Origin of the sequence: Arsukibacterium sp. UBA5043, assembly GCA_002415085.1 — a bacterium.
Taxonomy (GTDB): domain Bacteria; phylum Pseudomonadota; class Gammaproteobacteria; order Enterobacterales; family Alteromonadaceae; genus Alishewanella.
In genome coordinates, this window is record DIBV01000017.1 from 582,963 (window position 1) to 603,183 (window position 20,221).

The 20,221-nt window shown below is 47.1% G+C and carries 17 protein-coding genes and 4 tRNA genes; 7 read left to right on the forward strand and 14 right to left on the reverse strand.

Features of this window, described 5'->3' with window-relative positions; genetic code table 11:
• From B2Q61_RS16655 to B2Q61_RS16665, 3 genes are read left to right on the forward strand one after another with little or no spacing between them, the layout of a single operon-like run.
• A complete protein-coding gene (locus B2Q61_RS16655; protein WP_290617819.1) occupies positions 1-894 on the forward strand; it encodes an ABC transporter permease subunit in 894 nt (297 codons plus the stop codon).
• Positions 895-1,887: an oligopeptide/dipeptide ABC transporter ATP-binding protein gene (locus tag B2Q61_RS16660; protein WP_290617821.1), complete on the forward strand. Its 993-nt coding sequence runs from the start codon at positions 895-897 to the stop codon at positions 1,885-1,887. It abuts the gene before it with no gap.
• Complete coding sequence (locus tag B2Q61_RS16665) at positions 1,887-2,654, forward strand: ATP-binding cassette domain-containing protein (protein WP_290617823.1); 768 nt, start codon at positions 1,887-1,889, stop codon at positions 2,652-2,654. Before B2Q61_RS16660 ends, B2Q61_RS16665 begins: the two co-directional genes overlap by 1 nt.
• Positions 2,655-2,741: 87 nt before the next feature.
• Here the strand turns inward: B2Q61_RS16665 and B2Q61_RS16670 are convergent, their stop codons facing one another.
• The 12 genes from B2Q61_RS16670 to B2Q61_RS16725 all read right to left on the reverse strand — a co-directional run bounded on the left by B2Q61_RS16670 (position 2,742) and on the right by B2Q61_RS16725 (position 14,745).
• On the reverse strand, positions 2,742-4,646 hold the full coding sequence (locus B2Q61_RS16670) for a SurA N-terminal domain-containing protein (protein ID WP_290617825.1): 1,905 nt from the start codon (positions 4,644-4,646) through the stop codon (positions 2,742-2,744).
• Positions 4,647-4,787: 141 nt separating this feature from the next.
• On the reverse strand, positions 4,788-5,078 hold the full coding sequence (gene hupB / locus B2Q61_RS16675; protein ID WP_420834571.1) for a nucleoid-associated protein HU-beta: 291 nt from the start codon (positions 5,076-5,078) through the stop codon (positions 4,788-4,790).
• Between the two features lie 192 nt (positions 5,079-5,270).
• On the reverse strand, positions 5,271-7,667 hold the full coding sequence (gene lon / locus B2Q61_RS16680; RefSeq protein WP_290617827.1) for an endopeptidase La: 2,397 nt from the start codon (positions 7,665-7,667) through the stop codon (positions 5,271-5,273).
• A gap of 126 nt (positions 7,668-7,793) precedes the next feature.
• The gene (gene clpX, locus B2Q61_RS16685; RefSeq protein ID WP_290617829.1) at positions 7,794-9,074 is read right to left on the reverse strand and encodes an ATP-dependent protease ATP-binding subunit ClpX; all 1,281 of its coding nucleotides are present in this window, start codon (positions 9,072-9,074) and stop codon (positions 7,794-7,796) included.
• A gap of 55 nt (positions 9,075-9,129) precedes the next feature.
• Entirely contained in the window at positions 9,130-9,735 is a 606-nt protein-coding gene (gene clpP / locus B2Q61_RS16690) for an ATP-dependent Clp endopeptidase proteolytic subunit ClpP (protein ID WP_290611385.1), read from the reverse strand.
• Positions 9,736-9,858: 123 nt separating this feature from the next.
• On the reverse strand, positions 9,859-11,169 hold the full coding sequence (gene tig / locus B2Q61_RS16695; RefSeq protein WP_290617831.1) for a trigger factor: 1,311 nt from the start codon (positions 11,167-11,169) through the stop codon (positions 9,859-9,861).
• 283 nt (positions 11,170-11,452) lie between these two features.
• The gene (locus B2Q61_RS16700; RefSeq protein ID WP_278368803.1) at positions 11,453-12,706 is read right to left on the reverse strand and encodes a glutamate-5-semialdehyde dehydrogenase; all 1,254 of its coding nucleotides are present in this window, start codon (positions 12,704-12,706) and stop codon (positions 11,453-11,455) included.
• Entirely contained in the window at positions 12,703-13,824 is a 1,122-nt protein-coding gene (gene proB / locus B2Q61_RS16705) for a glutamate 5-kinase (protein ID WP_290617835.1), read from the reverse strand. The genes B2Q61_RS16700 and proB overlap by 4 nt, the downstream gene beginning before the upstream one ends.
• A gap of 452 nt (positions 13,825-14,276) precedes the next feature.
• Positions 14,277-14,353, reverse strand: a tRNA-Pro gene (locus B2Q61_RS16710).
• A gap of 23 nt (positions 14,354-14,376) precedes the next feature.
• Positions 14,377-14,452 (reverse strand) — tRNA-His (locus B2Q61_RS16715).
• Positions 14,453-14,477: 25 nt separating this feature from the next.
• Positions 14,478-14,554: transfer RNA gene (locus tag B2Q61_RS16720), tRNA-Arg, on the reverse strand.
• Between the two features lie 114 nt (positions 14,555-14,668).
• Positions 14,669-14,745, reverse strand: a tRNA-Pro gene (locus tag B2Q61_RS16725).
• Between the two features lie 188 nt (positions 14,746-14,933).
• Between B2Q61_RS16725 and folD the strand changes: the two genes are divergently transcribed.
• Positions 14,934-15,794 carry a bifunctional methylenetetrahydrofolate dehydrogenase/methenyltetrahydrofolate cyclohydrolase FolD gene (gene folD, locus B2Q61_RS16730; RefSeq protein ID WP_290617837.1) on the forward strand — a complete coding sequence of 287 codons (861 nt, stop codon included), beginning with the start codon at positions 14,934-14,936 and terminating at the stop codon, positions 15,792-15,794.
• 66 nt (positions 15,795-15,860) lie between these two features.
• Here folD and cysS read toward each other — a convergent pair whose 3' ends face one another.
• Entirely contained in the window at positions 15,861-17,240 is a 1,380-nt protein-coding gene (cysS, locus tag B2Q61_RS16735) for a cysteine--tRNA ligase (RefSeq protein WP_290617839.1), read from the reverse strand.
• Positions 17,241-17,381: 141 nt separating this feature from the next.
• Here cysS and B2Q61_RS16740 point away from each other — a divergent pair, with 141 nt between their 5' ends.
• Together B2Q61_RS16740 and B2Q61_RS16745 are read left to right on the forward strand one after the other, a co-directional pair.
• Positions 17,382-17,876 carry a peptidylprolyl isomerase gene (locus B2Q61_RS16740; RefSeq protein ID WP_290617841.1) on the forward strand — a complete coding sequence of 165 codons (495 nt, stop codon included), beginning with the start codon at positions 17,382-17,384 and terminating at the stop codon, positions 17,874-17,876.
• A gap of 9 nt (positions 17,877-17,885) precedes the next feature.
• Complete coding sequence (locus tag B2Q61_RS16745) at positions 17,886-18,635, forward strand: UDP-2,3-diacylglucosamine diphosphatase (protein ID WP_290617843.1); 750 nt, start codon at positions 17,886-17,888, stop codon at positions 18,633-18,635.
• Here B2Q61_RS16745 and miaE read toward each other — a convergent pair.
• Positions 18,613-19,404: a tRNA isopentenyl-2-thiomethyl-A-37 hydroxylase MiaE gene (gene miaE, locus B2Q61_RS16750; protein ID WP_290617845.1), complete on the reverse strand. Its 792-nt coding sequence runs from the start codon at positions 19,402-19,404 to the stop codon at positions 18,613-18,615. The genes B2Q61_RS16745 and miaE overlap by 23 nt on opposite strands.
• 198 nt (positions 19,405-19,602) lie before the next feature.
• Here miaE and B2Q61_RS16755 point away from each other — a divergent pair, with 198 nt between their 5' ends.
• Entirely contained in the window at positions 19,603-20,202 is a 600-nt protein-coding gene (locus B2Q61_RS16755; protein WP_290617847.1) for a Yip1 family protein, read from the forward strand.
• The last annotated feature ends 19 nt before the right edge of the window (positions 20,203-20,221 follow it).

Below are 20,221 nucleotides of genomic sequence, written 5' to 3' on the forward strand. Positions count from 1 at the left end.
TTGAGTAAATTCCGGTTATACCTCGAAGAAAACAATCGTTCACCGCTAAAACAGCTCTGGCGGGAATTCAGGCGACAACACTCGGCGATGGCCGGCTTATTCTTATTTATCGGATTCTTTGTTATCAGTTTGCTGGCGCCTTTAGTTACACCGCATGATCCCTACTTACAGGTTGATGAACTGCTGTTATTGCCCCCATCCTGGAATGCGGCTGGCCTGGTACAGTATCCATTTGGTACCGATGATCTTGGTCGGGATCTGCTGTCCCGAATGATAAAAGGTACCAGCTATACCTTTGGTTTTGCCCTTATAACGGTAGCCGGCGCCTTGCTGATGGGCTTGTTGCTTGGTGCACTGGCGGGCATGAGTAAGGGTGTTAAATCCAGCGTGTTCAATCATATTCTCGATTTAGCACTGACGATTCCGTCCTTGCTGTTAGCGATAATTATCGTCGCTATTATTGGCCCGGGGCTGATCAATACTACCTGGGCTATTATGCTGGCATTACTGCCCCAATTTGTGCACGGCATCCGCAATGCGATTGATGAAGAGCTAAAACAGGATTATGTAATAGCGTACCGCTTAGACGGTGCAAACGACTGGCATGTTTTAAGCAGATTAATCTTACCCAATATTTGGGAAAAACTAACGATAATGGCCACTATGGCCCTTTCTACTGCCATTTTAGATATTGCCGCCCTGGGCTTTCTCGGTTTCGGCGCGCAAGCGCCATTGTCGGAATGGGGTGCGATGATCAGTGATTCACTTGATCTGATCTATCTGGCACCAAGCAGTGTGGCTATTCCCGGTTTACTTATTTTCACTGCAGTGTTATCTGTTAATCTGGTTGGTGATGGTTTAAAAACCGCAATTTTAAAAAGGCGGCAAAGCTAAATGTTATTGCTCGATATAAAGAACCTGACCATTGAGCTGGAAACCGCCGATGGTTTGGTGCGGGCGGTTGATAGAGTAAGTTTGAGTCTGCGTGAAGGTGAAACCCGAGGCTTGGTTGGAGAATCAGGTTCGGGTAAAAGTCTGATAGCTAAAGCCATTGTTGGCGTTCTGAACCGCCGCTGGCAGGTTACAGCAGACCGCTTTCATTGGTTGGGTAAAGATCTACTACGGCTTAGCTCAGAACAAAGACGGCAAATTATTGGCCGGGATATCGCCATGATTTATCAGGAACCAAGCCGCAGCCTTGATCCTACCGCCGTTATCGGAGAACAACTGGAAGAAGCGATTCCTGATCATCTGCTTAATGGCCCCTGGTGGCGCCGCAGAGCCCTCAGACGCAAAAAAGCGATAGGCCTGCTGCATAAAGTTGGTGTGCGTGAACATCAACGGGTATTGCAAAGTTACCCCTATCAATTGTCAGAAGGGATATGTCAAAAAGTCATGATCGCGATGGCTATCGCTAAAAATCCCAAATTACTGATTGCTGATGAGCCGACTACGGCATTGGAAAGCACCACGCAAGCCCAGCTTTTCAGGTTACTGGCGAGTTTTAATCAGCTAAAAGGGATGTCAGTGCTATTGATAAGCCATGAACTGGAAAGCGTGGCCCGCTATACCCAAAAGCTCAGTGTTTTATATTGTGGCCAGTTGGTTGAAGCCGGTGAAACCCGTCAGCTACTGCACGCCCCCTTGCATCCTTACACCGATGCTCTGATTAAAAGTGTGCCAGAGTTTCAACCAGATTTAGCCGCCAAAACGCCGCTTTATGCGCTACCGGGTAGTATACCAACGTTACAACACGTACCAATCGGCTGCCGCCTGGGACCACGCTGTCCCAATGCCCGCAAAGAGTGCGTGAAAACTCCGGCATTGGAGCGCCAGCAAAATCATTATTTTAGCTGCCATTTTCCATTAACGACGAAGGGTAGTTAATGAGTGATTTACTGGAAGTTCAGGCACTGGGCAAAATGTACAGTAAACAGCGCGGCTGGTTTGGCCGTCAACATATTACTGCGTTGGAGAACATCAGTTTTACCCTGGCAGAGGGAAAAACGCTGGCGGTTGTAGGTGAAACCGGATCAGGCAAGAGCACGCTTGCTAAACTATTGGTCGGTATTGAAAAACCTGATAGTGGTCACATTCTGCTGGCGGGTAAACCGGTCCAAATCAGTCACTATAAGAAGTACAACCATGTCATCCGATTTATTTTTCAGGACGCGGGACGTTCGTTAAATCCATCACAAAAAATAGGTCAGATGCTCGAAGACGTATTATGTTTCAGTACAGTACTTGATCAACAACAACGCCGGGTTAAAATTGGGCAAACCTTAAAATTACTGGGTTTACTGGACGAACACGCTGAATACTACCCTCATATGTTTTCGGGCGGTCAGTTGCAGCGTGTGGCGTTAGCCAGAGCACTGATCTTAGACCCTAAGCTGCTGATCCTTGACGAAGCGCTGACCGCGTTAGACCCGACGTTACGAGCACAAATTGTTAACTTGCTACTGGAGTTACAGCAAAAATCAGGCTTGGCTTATTTGCTTATCAGTAACCAACTTCGATTAGTACGCCATATCAGCGACAGCATTCTGGTGCTCCATCAAGGACACGCCGTTGATTACGGTACTACCGCAGCGGTGTTTGCTGCTCCGGCCCATGAATACACTAGAAAGCTTATTAACAGCTCTGGGGTCTGATGCAGATTAGCCTGGCAGTAATTGTCAGCCAAAAATAAAAAACCGTGCTTAAAGCACGGTTTTTTTAGCTAAGCGCTACTAATCCACTTAGTTTTGTTCCGGGGTAGCTGCTCGTAAATTACGACTGATTTCGGCATTAGCTTTTAATGCGGCAACCAACGCAAGATAACCCTGCTCAGCCTGTCGCTGCGCCATGCTCTCGAGTTCTTCCTCTGAGGGGACGGTCGTAACTTCTACGTCCTGCACGCCAGACACCGCAACGATTGCAACATCACCGCTGGCTAGTGTTACCGAGTCAATGCTAGGCTTACCCGCAACCGGCCGCGCCATTTTAAACGCCTGACTGCGAATCTGCGGATCTAAGCTGCCACCGAAGCGTGGGGTTGCCGCCGCGGTTCGCAACGTTACACCAGCCTGCTCTGCCATACTGCTGATATCGGCCTGTTCAGCCAATAGTGCTGCAACTTGCTCCTGAGCCAAACGAGCTTGTTGCTCAACTTTCAGAGCCTGAGTAATTTGGTCTGAAACTTCTGCCAGCGGTAAGGTTCGGGCTGGCTGGAATTCCTTTACCCTGACGACCAACAAATGCTGATTCCCAATTTCTATAGGATCACTATTCAAACCATCACTAATAAATTGCTGATCAAAAAGCTTGTTGATCACGGCTGGATGGGTCAGAGGCTCAGTGGCCTGCTCTTTGCTGAACAATGGCGTTGAACGTACACGCTCACCCAGCACGGCTGCAGTCTCATCCAGATTGTCAGGTACTTCAAACGCCACTTCAGCCATTCGGGTTTGCAGCTGATAGAATTGCTCTGTCGCCTGCTCCTGTTTTAACCGCTCTACAATGCTTTCCTGAACTTCAGCTAATGGCTGCTGCTGTCCCGGGGTATAACTAACCAGTTTAATAATGTGATAACCGTATTCGCTTTGTACGACCTCACTTAACTGGCCGGCCTCAGTCAGGGCAAAAGCAGCCTGCTCGAAGTCAGGATCCATTTGTCCGGGTTCCACAGTGCCCAGTACGCCGCCATTCTCTGCTGAGAAGGTATCCGCAGAACGTGTTTTGGCTAACTCGGCGAAATCTGCGCCCTGGCGTAACTGGCTTAACAACGCAGCTGCTTCAGCAGCAACGGCATCGTCAGCACCTTCAGATTCCAACATGATATGAGCAACCTCACGCTGTTCATCAGTGCTGAAACGTGCCTGGTTGGCGTCATAGTAAGTCTGGACCTGCTGTTCAGTTATCTCAATATCTTCGGCAATAGCTGCTGCAGATAACTCCACATACTCGGCAGCCACTTTGGGCTCGGTTTCAAAGCGCTGCAGTTGCATTTGATAGTAGTCTTCTATCATTTGCTCACTGATTGTTACCTGTTCTGCAAAGTTTGCCGCTTTTACCACGAAATAGCTGATGTCCCGGCTTTGTTGTTCAAGCTGACGAATTTGCTGGATTTCAGAGGGTAAATAGAACTCACTGGCAAATACACCAGCACGGAATTGACTGGCCGCCATATCTTCCCGCACCATTTCACGGAAATCAGCGCTTTGATAGCCCATCTGCCGCAACAGGGCGATATAACGGTCATTGTTAAAGGTACCGTCTACCTGAAACTCACCCAGGTTTCGGATAGTATCTCGCACCTGATCATCACCAACCCGAATGCCCAGTTTGCGCACAAATTGCTGTTGCAACGTTTCATCAATCAGTCGCTCCAGCACTTCACCGCGAAACCGGCTGTTATAAGCCGGATCGGCAGCAATGGTCTCGTACATTTCACCAAATTGCTGCTGCATACGGGCACGGTCACGTTGTAGTGCTTGTTCAAACTGAGTCTGATTAATTTCTTCGCCATTTACTACTGCCACCGCAACTTCGGTTGGCGAGCTTAAGTAACTGCCAACGCCCGCCAGGGCAAAAGTAAGAATGACCAAACCCAAAATGGTTTTGGCAATAACCCCCTGGGAGCCTTCTCTGATTCTCTCTAACATCTTCGGGACATCTCTATATTCAACTTACGCTAAGTTGTCTTAAAAAAAAAGCGCATCTTAACAGATGCGCCTTTTTTAATGAAGCCCGATAACTCATCCGGGCTTTACAGGCTGCCCCGGCGCGCCGGGGCAAGCAACCAGTTAGTTTACGGCGTCTTTTAACGCTTTACCTGGCTTGAAAGAAGGAATTTTCGCAGAAGCGATTTGAATAGTAGCGCCGGTTTGCGGGTTACGGCCTGTACGGGCAGCACGCTCACGTACGCTGTAAGTACCAAAACCAACTAAAGCTACAGAGTCGCCTTCTTTAAGAGCATCAGTAACAGCGTCAATGAACGCGTCCAGTGCACGACCAGCTGCCGCTTTTGAGATATCTGCATTAGCAGCAATTTTGTCGATAAGTTGAGACTTGTTCACAATATCATCCCCTTCAATTGTTATTATTTTCTACAACTAGTAGTTATTAGCTTTTCTAGACTGCGCTTCGTTATAACAAGCATCTTGATGTCTTGCAAGCAGAAGACGCTTTCAAACTAATATTTTTTTGCTTTAACCGCAGCCCTTATTTTATAAGGGCTGGGTCGAAACTGACCATAACTTAGCACAGCCAACAGGAATGAAAAGCCCCTAAGCAGGATTTTTTGTGGTTTTTTTGCTATTTGCTGGATTTTTTGCCGTATTTACCACGTTAATGCGGTCTGTAGGCTCCTGCAATGCATATTGAAGCACATCTTCTATCCACTTCACCGGCTTGATCTCAATATCCCCTTTAACGTTATCCGGTATTTCTTTTAAATCACGGATATTGTCATGAGGGATCAGAACCCGTTTAATGCCGCCACGATGCGCTGCCAGCAACTTCTCTTTCAAACCGCCTATAGGTAACACTTCACCACGCAGGGTAATTTCGCCGGTCATTGCCACATCTGCCCGCACCGGATTACCAGTTAGGCTTGAAACCAAGGCCGTAACCATGGCGATACCTGCACTGGGTCCGTCTTTGGGTGTTGCCCCTTCCGGCACATGAACATGAATATCACGTTTCTCGTAAAAGTCTTCGTTTATCCGCAATACTTCAGCGCGACTGCGAACGACGGTCATTGCGGCCTGGATAGACTCTTTCATTACGTCTCCCAGTGAACCGGTATAGGTAAGCTTGCCTTTACCAACCACAGATGCAGCTTCTATAGTAAGTAAGTCACCACCCACTTCGGTCCAGGCCAGGCCTGTCACCTGCCCTATCCGGTTACTGTCTTCAGCTTTACCATAATCATGCCGCTGCACCCCCAGAAACTCTTCCAGGTTATCGGCGTTAATCACAACTTGTTTGGTATCTGAATCCAACAATATTTGCTTAACCGCTTTGCGACACAATTTAGAAATCTCGCGCTCCAAACTCCGCACGCCGGCTTCTCTGGTGTAATAACGAATCACACCGATAATTGCGCTGTCTTCGATAGTAAGTTCGTGCGGCTTTAAACCGTTTCTACTGATTTGCTTGGAAATTAGATGCTGTTTGGCGATATTCAGCTTTTCATCTTCGGTATAGCCCGACAAACGAATAACTTCCATTCTGTCTAGCAATGCTGCCGGAATATTCAGGCTGTTTGATGTCGCAAAAAACATCACATCCGATAAATCGTAATCCACTTCAAGGTAATGGTCACTAAAGGTGGCATTCTGTTCAGGATCAAGCACTTCTAACAACGCTGCCGCAGGATCTCCCCTGAAATCAGACGCCATTTTATCGATTTCGTCCAGTAAGAAAAGCGGGTTACGAACGCCCACTTTTGCCATTTTCTGAATAATTTTGCCAGGCATAGAGCCGATATACGTGCGTCGGTGCCCGCGGATCTCGGCCTCATCACGCACACCACCCAAGGCCATCCGCACATATTTGCGGCCGGTTGCCTTTGCTACTGATTGCCCCAAAGAGGTTTTACCTACGCCAGGAGGGCCGACCAGACACAAAATCGGGCCTTTTAACTTATTTACCCGCTGTTGCACTGCCAAATATTCAATAATGCGTTCTTTGACCTTTTCTAACCCGTAATGATCAGCATCCAGAACCTGCTCTGCGGCCGCCAGATTCTTTTTCACCTTGCTGCGGGCTTTCCAAGGAACGGTGGATAGCCAATCAATATAGCTGCGCACGACTGTGGCCTCAGCTGACATCGGCGACATCATCTTCAGCTTCTGCAGCTCAGCCCTGGCTTTATTTGCCACTTCCACCGGCATTTTCGCTTTTTCAATCTTTGCTGCCAGCGCTTCAAACTCGTCTGGTGCGTCTTCCAGATCGCCAAGCTCTCGCTGAATCGCCTTCATCTGCTCATTAAGGTAGTATTCGCGCTGGCTCTTCTCCATTTGCTTTTTGACCCGGCTACGAATACGCCGTTCAACCTGCAAAATATCAATTTCGCTTTCCATCATGGCCATCAGATATTCAAGACGCTCGGTTACATCAACCAGCTCCAGTACCTTCTGCTTATCATCGACCTTAAGTGGCATATGGGCAGCCATGGTATCGGCAAGGCGTGCCGCATCGTCAATACCGCTTAAGGCAGTAAGCACTTCTGGCGGGATTTTTTTATTAAGCTTGATGTAACCCTCAAACTGGTTAATGGCAGAGCGCAGAAACACTTCCTGCTCGCTGCTATCAATATCAATGGAAGGAATAAGCTCAACGTGCGCAGCAAAAGCGTCTTCTGTTTCGGTAAACTCGGTCAGTCTGGCACGCTTGGCACCTTCGACCAGTACTTTGACAGTACCATCTGGTAACTTAAGCAATTGCAGAATAGTGGCAACCGTACCTATCTGATACAAATCATCAGCACTGGGGTCATCCAGGGTAGCGTCTTTTTGCGCGACCAGAAAAATCTGCTTGTCATTGTCCATTGCCGCATCTAAACACTTAATAGACTTAGCCCGACCAACAAACAGGGGGATCACCATGTGGGGGTAAACGACGACGTCACGCAACGCCAATACCGGCATATGCAAACGTTCAGTTTGTTCTACTGTCATTGTTTATCTCTCGAATTAATACTGCGGGCGACACCTGATAGCCAGTATATGGGGTTAATTTGGCAAACTTCAATTGTGTATACGAAAAAGGAGCTGATTCAGCTCCTTTTTGTTAGTTTGATAGCGTTATTTTGACTGTGCGACTTCCGGCTCACTGTTTTCATAAATCAGTATCGGCTGAGTTTCGCCACGGATCACCGTTTCATCAATGACCACTTTACTGACATCTTCCATCGACGGCAGTTCATACATAGTATCAAGCAGCACACCTTCTACAATTGAGCGCAAACCACGGGCGCCTGTTTTGCGCTCCATTGCTTTTTGACCAATTGCTTTTAAGGCATCGTCACGAAACTCCAGTTCAACATCTTCCATTTTAAATAACGCAGCGAACTGCTTAACCAACGCATTTTTTGGTTGACTAAGGATTTGTACCAGTGCATCTAAATCCAGTTCAGTTAAGGTAGCCACCACCGGTAACCTGCCAATAAATTCTGGAATTAAACCATATTTAACTAAATCTTCAGGTTCTACATCACGGAACGATTCACTTAAACTACGAGTGCTTTCCTTACTCTTGACCGTGGCACCAAAACCGATCCCGGCGCCTTTGGCACTGCGCTGCTCAATGACTTTATCCAGCCCTGCGAAAGCGCCACCACAGATAAACAAGATCTTAGAGGTGTCAACCTGTAAAAATTCCTGCTGAGGGTGTTTACGGCCACCTTGTGGCGGTACTGAGGCGATGGTGCCCTCAATCAGCTTTAAAAGCGCCTGTTGTACACCTTCACCGGATACATCGCGGGTTATCGAAGGGTTGTCTGATTTACGAGAAATTTTATCAATCTCATCAATATAGACTATACCGCGCTGTGCCTTTTCAACGTCGTAATCACATTTTTGCAGCAGCTTCTGGATAATATTTTCAACGTCTTCGCCTACATAACCGGCTTCAGTTAACGTTGTAGCATCCGCCATGGTAAACGGCACATCCAACAATCTTGCCAGTGTCTCAGCCAGCAATGTTTTACCACTTCCGGTTGGGCCAATTAGCAGTATATTACTTTTGCTAAGTTCAACTTCCTGTTTATGCTGAGCACTGCGCAGACGTTTATAGTGATTGTATACTGCCACGGCCAATACTTTTTTGGCATGCTCCTGACCGATGACGTAGTCATCCAGATGTGAGCGAATCTCGCGTGGTGTGGGTAACGTATCAGACTCGCGTTTAGGCGAAATATCTTTAATTTCTTCACGGATAATGTCGTTGCATAAATCAACGCATTCATCACAAATATACACTTGCGGGCCTGCGATCAACTTACGCACTTCATGCTGTGATTTGCCACAAAACGAGCAATATAATAATTTGCCGCTTTTATCGCCGTCATTGCGGTGATCAGACATGTAACTACCTCTTTTTACGTCGCTGGCGGCCTCAACACTGGCCACCCGGCTTCAATTATTTCGCGTCTCTTTTACTTAATATGGTGTCAATCAGGCCATAATCCAAGGCTTGCTGTGCGCTTAAGAAGCGATCGCGTTCTGTATCATTAACAATTTCTTCGTACGTTTTGCCTGTATGGTCGGCCATCAGACGATTTAATTTTTCCTTAATACCCAGAATTTCGCGGGCATGAATCTCAAAATCGGTCGCCTGGCCCTGAAAACCACCCAATGGTTGATGAATCATCACCCGGGCATTGGGCAGACAATAGCGCTTACCTTTGGTACCGCCTGACAATAAAAAAGCGCCCATACTGGCAGCCTGACCAACGCACACTGTAGCGATATCTGGTTTAATATAGCGCATTGTATCGTAAATTGATAAACCCGCGGTCACAGAACCACCTGGCGAATTGATATAAATGTAGATATCTTTTTCCGGGTTTTCCGATTCAAGAAACAAAAGCTGTGCCACAATCAGGTTAGCCATATGGTCTTCAACCTGACCAGTCAAAAATATAACCCGTTCTTTTAACAACCGGGAAAAAATATCATAAGAACGTTCACCTTTCGCGGTTTGCTCAACCACCATCGGTACTAAAGCGTTAACGATGTCAGTCATCTCACGTGACATTGGCATAAAATAGGGTCCCTTAATGAAAACTCGGAATTGTTTGGCCGGAAAACAAAATGGCCCGAACTGCTGTTCGAGCCATTAAAACCGTCATACCACGATAAGTCAATCTTAGTTGGTGGCTTGCGGGTTCATTATCTCGTCAAAAGCAGCAGCTTGCTCATTGACCTTAGCTTTAGTAAGAATTAATTCTATTGCCTGCTCTTCCAGTGCCACATTACGCATGCTCTGCATTAATTCGTTATTGCTATGGTAATACTGAACAACCTCAGCCGGATCTTCATAAGCAGACGCGACGTTAGCAATTAATTCTTCAACTTTGGCATTGTCTACTTTCAGGTCATTAGTTTTGATAACTTCACCTAACAGTAAACCTACTTTAACCCGATCTTTAGCCTGCTCTTCGAACAATGATGCAGGTAATTCAGGTAATTGTTTAGGATCAACGTTATTGCCAAAACGTTGTAATGCTTGCTTACGCAGCACTTCAACTTCGCCACCAATTAACGACTGGGGTACTTCCACTTCGTTATTGGTAAGTAAGCCTTTAATCACCTGCTCTTTTACTTTGCCTTTAATCGTTTGCTTAAGCTCGCGTTCCATGTTTTTACGCACTTCAGTTTTCAACGCGTCGACACTGGCTTCTGCTAAGCCAAATAAGGTGGCAAACTCATCGTTTAACTCCGGTAAAACCTGCTCTTCTACGGTATTAACGGTAACAGCAAAGCTGGCCGCTTTACCTTTGAGGTTTTCTGCATGGTAATCTTCAGGGAATGTCACTTCAACCGTGGCCTGCTCACCCGCTTTTTTACCAACAACGCCATCTTCAAAGCCTGGAATCATCCGGCCCTGGCCCAGCTCTAACTGGAAGTCGCTTGCCTTGCCGCCTTCAAACTCTTCACCGTCAATAGAGCCGACAAAATCCATTGTTACCCGGTCGCCAGTAGCCGCGGCACCTTTTTTCTCCTGCCATTTCGCATGTTGCTTGCGCAGCGTTTCCAGCATTTTTGCCAGATCATCTTCACCAATTTCAACCTTTGGCTTATTAACTTCAATTTTTTCCAGATTTGCTACTGTAACATCCGGATAAACTTCAAATGTTGCTGCGAATTCTAAATCTTTACCCGCTGCTAAGGTACCTGGAGCAAAAGTTGGTGCTCCGGCTGGGGTTAATTTGTTTTCGATGACGGCTTCGTAAAATGAACGTTGCATTTGTTCTGATGCAACTTCCTGCAATACAGCCTGACCGAAACGTTTCTGGATAATTGACACCGGTGCTTTACCCGGGCGAAAGCCATCAATACGCTGGCGTTTTGCCAGATCACGCAAGCGGTTTTTTACTTCTGAATCAATCTTATCAGCCGGTACAGTAATCGTTAAACGGCGCTCTAAACCCTGGGTGGTTTCCACAGAAACTTGCATCTTGCTACCTCGAAATCAAAATCAGGCGTCTGAAATACGCCGTGCTTGTATGGCCGGGACTCGAAAAACTTAAGCTGAACCTGACCTGTTATAAAATTGGACGCGGCATTATAGCGGGCTAAATCCTCATAGTCGAGCCTTTAGCCCTGCTTGTTTTCGCTGTTAATCTTGACAAAAAATAAAAAACAGACTTAACCTATTAAAGTTAAGTCTGTTCAATACGTTAACTAATTATCTATTAGCGTTTCCTGCCAGTTTTAGCGATTGATACAGCATTGCCACACTAATTGCGAATTTGACCGCTACCGGTAACGACGTATTTTTCAGTGGTCAGCGCTTCCAGGCCCATCGGACCATAAGCATGCAGCTTGCTGGTCGATATGCCTATTTCAGCACCTAATCCCAACTCACCGCCGTCAGAAAAACGCGAAGACGTATTATGCATCACCACGGCCGTATCAACAGTGCGAATAAATCGATCAGCATTGGCTTGATCTGCAGTGCAGATTACCTCTGTATGCTGACTGCCGAACTGATCAATATGCTCAATGGCCGCGTCCATGTCATCCACCACTCTGATAGCGATTTCCGGCGCCAGGTACTCCTGACCAAATTCATCGTCAGCAATGGCCGAGGCACCACTAAAGTAGCCGACGCTTTGTTTACAGGCATGTATTTTAACCTGATGCTCGGCCAGTGCTTTAGCAACCATTGGTAAAAAATCGGCCGCCTGATGCTTATTTACCAGTAAGCCTTCGAGTGCATTACATACTCCGGGCCGTTGCACCTTACCATTAATCAATAAGTTAAGTGCCATGTTTAAATCAGCACTTTGGTCAACATACAGATGACAAACGCCTTTAAAGTGCTGAATGACCGGAATACGGCTTTGCTCAGTAACAAAACGAATTAAGCCTTCACCACCACGAGGAATAACCAAATCAATAAACTGATCCTGTTTAAGCAATGCGAGTAACAAATCCCGATCAGGATCCGGCACGATGGTAATCACTTCTTCTGGCAAGTCATGGTCGCGTAACGCCTGACGCATTGCAGACGCAATAGCCAGGCTGGTGTTAATGGCTTCACGACCACAGCGTAAGATCACCGCGTTACCTGATTTAAAACACAATGCCCCCGCATCAGCAGTAACATTTGGCCGGGCTTCGTATATCATACAAATAACACCAAGAGGAATGCGTGTCTTTGCAATATTTATCCCATTAGGCCGCTGCTCAATTTGCCGGGTAGACCCGACTGGATCAGGCAACTGAATAATCTGTTCAATCGCCTGCGCCATCGCTTCAATACGTTCAGGGTTTAAGGTTAAGCGGTCTATCATCGCCGCACTGGTTCCGTTACTGCCAGCCTGGGCAACTTCATCTTTATTTGCGGTAATAATCGCACCGGTAGCTTCACGTATACGATTAGCAACGCTTTGTAGTACAAAGTTTTTTTGCTCTGTTGATAAGATAGCAACAGCTTTGGCAGCTTTAGCTGCCTGAGCAGCCAACGTGGCTGCAACATCAGAAATCATAATTTCTCCAATAACATCATTTCACTACGGTGAATTACTGCATCACTGCCTGCCGGACAGTAGCCCAGATATTTTGGAATATCCCGGCTTTGTTGCCCTTTAATAGAAAACAGTTCCGTAGCACTAAAACGGCTTACACCCTTGGCAATGCGACGCGTACCTTTAGCACAGCGAATAATCACGGCATCACCTGAATCAAATTCACCTCTAATTTGAACGATACCACTGCTAAGTAATGATGCCCCATGTTGGCTTAATGCCTCCACACAGCCGTCATCAACCCATATTTCACCCTTAGCCCGCAGGGTATGGCGTACCCAATGCTTTTTAGCCGGTAACGGTTTGTGCTGGCCAAAAAATACTGTGCCAGGATTCTCACCCGCTAAAAGACACTCAAAGGTTTCCAGCTGATGACCATCAACGATCAGGGTATCGACACCCTGCGCGGTGGCTTTTTCAGCAGCTTCCACTTTAGTACGCATACCGCCGGTGCCTACTGCAGAAGCAGCACCACCTGCCAGGCTATAAATAGCAGCATCAATTTTGTTTACTTCCGGAATAAGCGTTGCCAACGGGTCTTTACTCGGATCCGCGGTATACAGTCCTTTAACATCAGAACAGATAATCAGCGCGTCAGCCTGAACAACGGTTGCAACCATCGCAGCAAGATTATCGTTATCACCGACTTTCAGCTCATCCGTAGCAATGGTATCGTTTTCGTTAACAATAGGCAGGACCTGATGATCCAGCAGTCGGCGTAAGGTATTTTGAATATTGACATGACGCACTCTGTCACTGAGGTCGCCATGAGTCAGCAATACCTGAGCACAAGGAAAATCAAAGCAGTTGGTCCAGAAGTTCATCATCTGGTTTTGACCGACAGCAGCCATCGCCCTTTTCAGAGCCATCGGCACCCGTTGATGCGAAAAATTAAAATGATGACGGCCTGCCGCCACACTACCAGAGGACACCAGGATAACTTCCCGGCCTTGCTCTCTGCACTGGTGGATAAATTCAGCGATTGGACGTAAATATTGTTCGCTACATCCTTCGTTGTCTGGCGCTATCAGGGCACTACCCACCTTTAGTACGACCCTACGCCAGCTTGGGTTTATCATAACTCCTCCGGTATTTTGACCGCCGGCAGTATAGCAAAAACACCCACCCGGCACCACCGGCTAGCAACATCAACCCAAGCATGACAGCGGAAAATAAGCATTAATATTCATTAATTTAGCATTTATTCAGGCACTTTTCGACAAGCAACTGATTGCTTTTTAACCGGTAAAACTGTAGTTAAATTACCGTTTTAGCCAATATTTGTGCCTTATGATCAAAGACAAATACGAATGCATAAAAGCCCCCATTATAGATTTGATGAATACCTGGTATAAACGATATAAAATAAGGAAATGAAAGAATCGGGGGTGCAAAAAAGCTGATTTATTTAGCAGGATAGAAAATTAGGTTAGGTGTAGAAGGTCAAAGCAGGTGATGCAGGATTTGAACCTGCGACGCGTGGGATCAAAAAACACCCAAACCAGGCGCGCTATTTTAACTTAAGGGAGAATGGTCGGTGATGCAGGATTTGAACCTGCGACCCCTTGGACCCAAACCAAGTGCGCTACCAAGCTGCGCCAATCACCGACAATAAAAACTCAGGGAAAAGATGGGGTGGATGATGGGGTTCGAACCCACGACAACCGGAATCACAATCCGGGGCTCTACCAACTGAGCTACAACCACCACTGAAACTTTCTTGCGCTTGTTATGGCGCGCCCGATAGGATTCGAACCTATGACCCACGCCTTAGAAGGGCGTTGCTCTATCCAGCTGAGCTACGGGCGCAATATCAAAAGCCCTACCAAGCTATAAACTTATTGGTTGGTGATGCAGGATTTGAACCTGCGACCCGTGGATTAAAAGTACCCAAACCACGTGTATACCAGACCTTTTTAAAATTGGTCGGTGATGCAGGATTTGAACCTGCGACCCCTTGGACCCAAACCAAGTGCGCTACCAAGCTGCGCCAATCACCGACTTCGCTGCACTGCTGCAACGGGGCGGAATATTAACGCCCGCCACCTGAAGCGTCAAACCTTTTTTTTCAATAATCAGCCGATTGCTGATTATTTGAACCTTTATTGGTATTAAATGCTCAGGATGGAGTTATGACAGCGGCTGTGCGAAAATAGCCGGATTAAAAATGTGACAGAGAAGCCCCAACATGACAGCGCAAATTATTGATGGTAAAGCAGTAGCCCAGGCAACAAAGGATAAAGTAGCCGCTCAGGTCAGAGCACGAGTTAAGGCAGGAAAACGAGCACCAGGGTTAGCTGTCGTTTTGGTAGGCGTTGATCCGGCGTCGCAGGTATATGTTGGTAGCAAACGTAAAGCGTGTGAAGAAGTGGGCTTCCATTCGGTGTCTTACGACTTGCCGTCAGATACCACTGAGCAACAACTGACAGACTTAATTGATAAACTAAATAGCGACAGCACGGTAGATGGCATACTGGTGCAACTCCCGTTACCTGCAGGCCTCGACTCATCGGCTATCTTAGAGCGGATCGTGCCTCACAAAGATGTCGATGGCTTTCACCCGTACAATATCGGCCGCCTGGCTCAGCGCATGCCAGCGCTGCGCTCTTGCACCCCTAAAGGCATTATGACATTGCTGCAAAGCACCGGTGTCAATGTCAAAGGTATGGATGCCGTTGTGGTTGGCGCCTCGAATATTGTTGGTCGGCCAATGGCGCTGGAGTTATTGCTTGCTGGATGCACCACTACGGTATGCCATAAATTCACCAGAAACCTGGAAGCTCAGGTACGCCGTGCCGATTTACTGGTCGTCGCCGTCGGCAGGCCGGAGTTTATCCCTGGTGACTGGGTAAAACCCGGAGCTCTGGTTATTGATGTTGGTATAAACCGACTGGACAGCGGCAAATTGGTCGGCGACGTGGAGTACGGCACAGCAGTTAAACACGCCCGCTACATCACACCAGTGCCGGGTGGTGTGGGCCCGATGACAGTGGCCAGCTTAATTGAAAACACGCTTGAAGCCTGCGAGCTTTATCACGATAAGCACTAAGCTAACTGTTTAAGTAATAAAAAACCGCCAGCTGGCGGTTTTTTAGTGGTAGCTCACTGGCAGGCTTTACGCTTTGCGCCAGCTGGTCACGCCATTTTTATCTTCAACAATAATGCCTTTACCGGTTAGCGCATCGCGGGCGGCGTCTGCTGCTGCCCAGTCTTTGTTAGTACGGGCACTATTACGTTTGGCAATTAGCGCTTCAATTTCTGCCACATCGTCATCCGACGCACCGGACTGCAAGAACGTCTCTGCTTCGCCTTGCAGCATACCTAAAGCACCCGCTAATAGTTTAAGCAACGCGGCTAATTCAGACGCTTTTGCTGGCTCAGCTTCTTTAAAGCGGTTTACTTCCCGGGCTAATTCAAACAGCACCGGTAATGCTTCCGGGGTGTTAAAGTCGTCATCCATCGCAGCTTTAAACCTGGCGATATACGGGCTTTTTAAATCGATACTATGGCTTGGTGTCACATTGCGCAATGCAGTATATAAGCGGCCTAATGCAGCATGCGCCTGTTCCAGGTTTTCCGCCGAATAGTTTAATTGGCTGCGGTAATGGCTGGATAATAAAAAGTAGCGCACCGCTTCGGCATTATATTGCGCCAGCACGTCTTTGACAGTGAAAAAATTGCCCAAAGATTTCGACATTTTTTCTTTATCGACCTGCACCATACCGGTATGAACCCAGGTATTGACATATTTGTGATTATGCGCACAGGTAGACTGGGCAATTTCGTTTTCATGATGCGGAAACTGTAAGTCAGAACCGCCCCCATGAATATCAAAATGCTGGCCTAAATGCTTCGCGCTCATGGCCGAGCATTCAATATGCCAACCAGGCCGGCCGTCGCCCCAGGGTGATTGCCAGAACGGCTCACCTGGCTTCGCGCTTTTCCACAACACAAAATCCAGCGGGTCGTCTTTATTGTCTGCTACTTCTACCCGCGCGCCGGATTGCAGCATTTCGAGGTTTTGCTGGCTTAGCTCGCCGTAGGCATCATATTTGCTGACATCAAATAATACGTCACCGTCGTTTGCAACGTAAGCAAAGCCCTTTGCTACCAATGTTTCAATCAGGCTGATTATCTCAGCCATATGGGTCGTTACTTTAGGCTCAATATCAGCCGGCAATAACCCCAAGGCGTTAAAGTCGCGATGCATGGCTTGCGTAAACCGGGCTGTCAGGGCATCACAGCTTTCGTTATTTTCCGCCGCGCGCTTAATAATTTTATCGTCGACATCAGTAATATTGCGCACGTAAGTAACATCATAACCAGAAAAGCGTAAATAGCGATTCATCACATCAAAAGCGACATAGGTACGGGCGTGGCCCACGTGGCAATAATCGTAAATGGTGATACCACAAACATACAAACCTACTTTGCCAGGCTCAATCGCGTTAAATACTTCTTTTTTACGGCTTAGGGTATTGTAGATTTGTAACATGAGCATCCTCAAAAACGTCGGTATAACGGCTTAACATTCAGCCTGCTAGTGTACCATCGGCAAACTGAAGCCGCTATCCTTGCTTTATGAAATGCGCCACCTGAGTTACAATAGCATCATTAAAACAGAGGACATTATTTAATGATTAAATTACATACCAATTATGGCGTTATTACTCTTAATTTATTTGCCGATAAAGCCCCGGTTACCGTGGAAAATTTTATCAGTTATGTAAAAGAAGGGTTTTTAGATAATACGATTTTTCACCGGGTAATTGATGGCTTTATGATTCAGGGCGGTGGCTTTACCCCGGATATGGAACAGAAAGAAACCAAGGCATCGATTAAAAACGAAGCAAACAATAAAGTGCCCAATAAAAAAGGCACCATTGCCATGGCACGCACTAACGATCCGCATTCTGCTACCTGCCAGTTTTTTATTAATATTGCTGATAACAGCTTTTTAAACCACACTGCAGAATCAAGTCAGGGCTGGGGCTACTGTGTATTTGGTGAAGTTAGCGAAGGCATGGATGTGGTAGACAAAATTCGTCAGGTCAAAACCGGCCGTTTTGCCGGGCACAGTGATGTACCAGTAGAACCTGTAGTCATTGAGAAAGCTGAGCTTATTGCTTAAGCACCGCTGATGCCCAGTCCACACACCCTGTTTATCGCCGATCTGCATTTGTCTGCAGATCGGCCCGATATCACCGCCGCCTTTCTACGCTTTTTACAAGAACAAGCTGTAAAGTCCGAGGCGCTATATATTCTCGGTGATTTGTTTGAAGTCTGGATAGGCGATGATAACCCAGAGCCATTGCTCGACACGGTGGCAACAGCATTAACTACATTAAGCCGTCAGTTACCCATCTACTTTATTCATGGCAACCGGGACTTTGTCCTGCGTCAGGCCTATGCCAGCCGCGCTGGCATGCAATTATTACCGCAGCAGCAGGTCATCGACCTGTATGGCACACCTACCCTGATTATGCATGGCGATAGCTTATGCACCCTGGATATTGCTTACCAGCGATTTCGTAAATGGTGGAATCAGCCCTGGTGGCAATGGTTGCTGTTAAAAACGCCGTTACCATTTCGGCAGGCGATTGCAGCAAAAGCCCGGCGTAAAAGTGCTGCAAATAAGGCGCGCTATGCCGCACAGCAGCAAGTGCAAATAATGGATGTTACACCGGATGAAGTTACCAGAGTAATGGCTGAAGCCGGCGTGCAGAAACTTATCCATGGTCATACTCACCGACCGGCAGTGCATCAGATTGAGGTCAACGGCAAGCCAGGTGAGCGCTATGTATTGGGTGACTGGTATAGCCAGAGTAGTTACTTAACCGTATCGGCTGACAACTGGCAGCTGGTATTTACGCCGCTGACTGATCACTAGCTGCTGCCTGAGGGCAACCGCTGTGAAACTTAAAGTCAGCGTCCGGGCTGCTAATCAATTCGGCTTCCACCTTACCAAAATACGCTATCCGCTCACTAATATCAGCACAAGCAATTTGCTGCGCTAACGTCAGGTAATCCTGGTAATGCCGCGCTTCAGAGCGCAACAACGAGATATAAAATTCGGCAATTCTGGCTGGTAACAAGGGGGCCAATCTGGCAAACCGCTCACACGAGCGTGCTTCAATATAAGCACCGCAAATCAGCTTATCTACCATCGCCGCCGGCTCATACGTTCGGACATGGCGCAGTAAGCCTTTGGCGTAACGGCTGGACGTCGTTTTTTCATAAACAATATCGTGCGCAGCCATGACTTCCAGCACCTGATAAAAGTGGTGCAGTTCTTCTTTTATCAGCAACACCATTTTATCTATTAAATCCTGCGCATGGCCGTTGCTCGCCTTTGGGATCATCGACTTTCTCAGACTTAGGTCCGCCAGTGTGCGCCAGTCTCCCTGTTGGCGATAGGTAAAATCTTCAAAAGGCTTTAACCACTGCAATAAAGCATCAGCACTACTGTCATCAATTGCATAACGGCGAATAAGATACATGGCGCTTTGCGCTGCTTTTAACTCGCAAATCAGATGATCCCGCAACAAGGTTGGCAGATTCTCAGGTTTAGCGGCTTGTTCCAGCCAGCTTTCAGGTGTACTGCAGCCTAAAAAACGATTGATTGGTTGTAACAATTGTTGCCATTCACTGCTTTGCATAGTGTGAGCTGTGCCAGAAAAATTTGCGGTATTATAACCAAAGCCCATAGAACGACCAAGTTTGATCTGGATATATGCTTTGTTGAAAATTAGTGCAAGTTGCTTGACGAATGCGCAAGATTTCGTCATAACTGAGTTAAGGGTGGCTTAGTAACTTAGTTGCCCGATATATGGGGCGTAGTAAAAAGGATAATAATTATGATACTAAACCATTTATGGGGCATTTATGCCCACCCGAAAGAAGAATGGCATACCATTGATGCCAGACATGAAAGTTTTCGCTACAGCATGGCGCATATCATGATCGTGGCTCTGATACCCGCAATCTGTGCCTATTTTTCTGCTGTTCATTTAGGCTGGAGTATTGGGGTCGGCGACCCCATTAAGCTAACGTCACAAAGTGCATTAATTATGTCTGTTGCAATGTATTGCGGCTTAATTATTGGCGTGTTTACTCTGGCGTGGCTGGCACACTGGATGGCGCATACTTTTGGGGCTGAGCCAACGTATACCCAAACCGTAGAGTTATGCTCTTACACCTCAACGCCTCTGTTTATGGTAGGGTTTGCCGCACTGTATCCTGAACTGTGGTTCGTGGTAAGTGTCGGGCTGGTGGGCTTAGCGTACTCGGTATACCTGTTGTACGTCGGTATCCCTATTTTAATGCATATTCCGGAAGAGCGAGGCTTTATCTATGCCAGCTCCGTGGTTACCGGCGGCTTAACCCTGTTAGCAGTGTTAATGGCAACAACGGTTATCTTGTGGATGTCAGGCTTTGGCCCAACCTATACCCACTGACAATCTTATTAAAATAGAA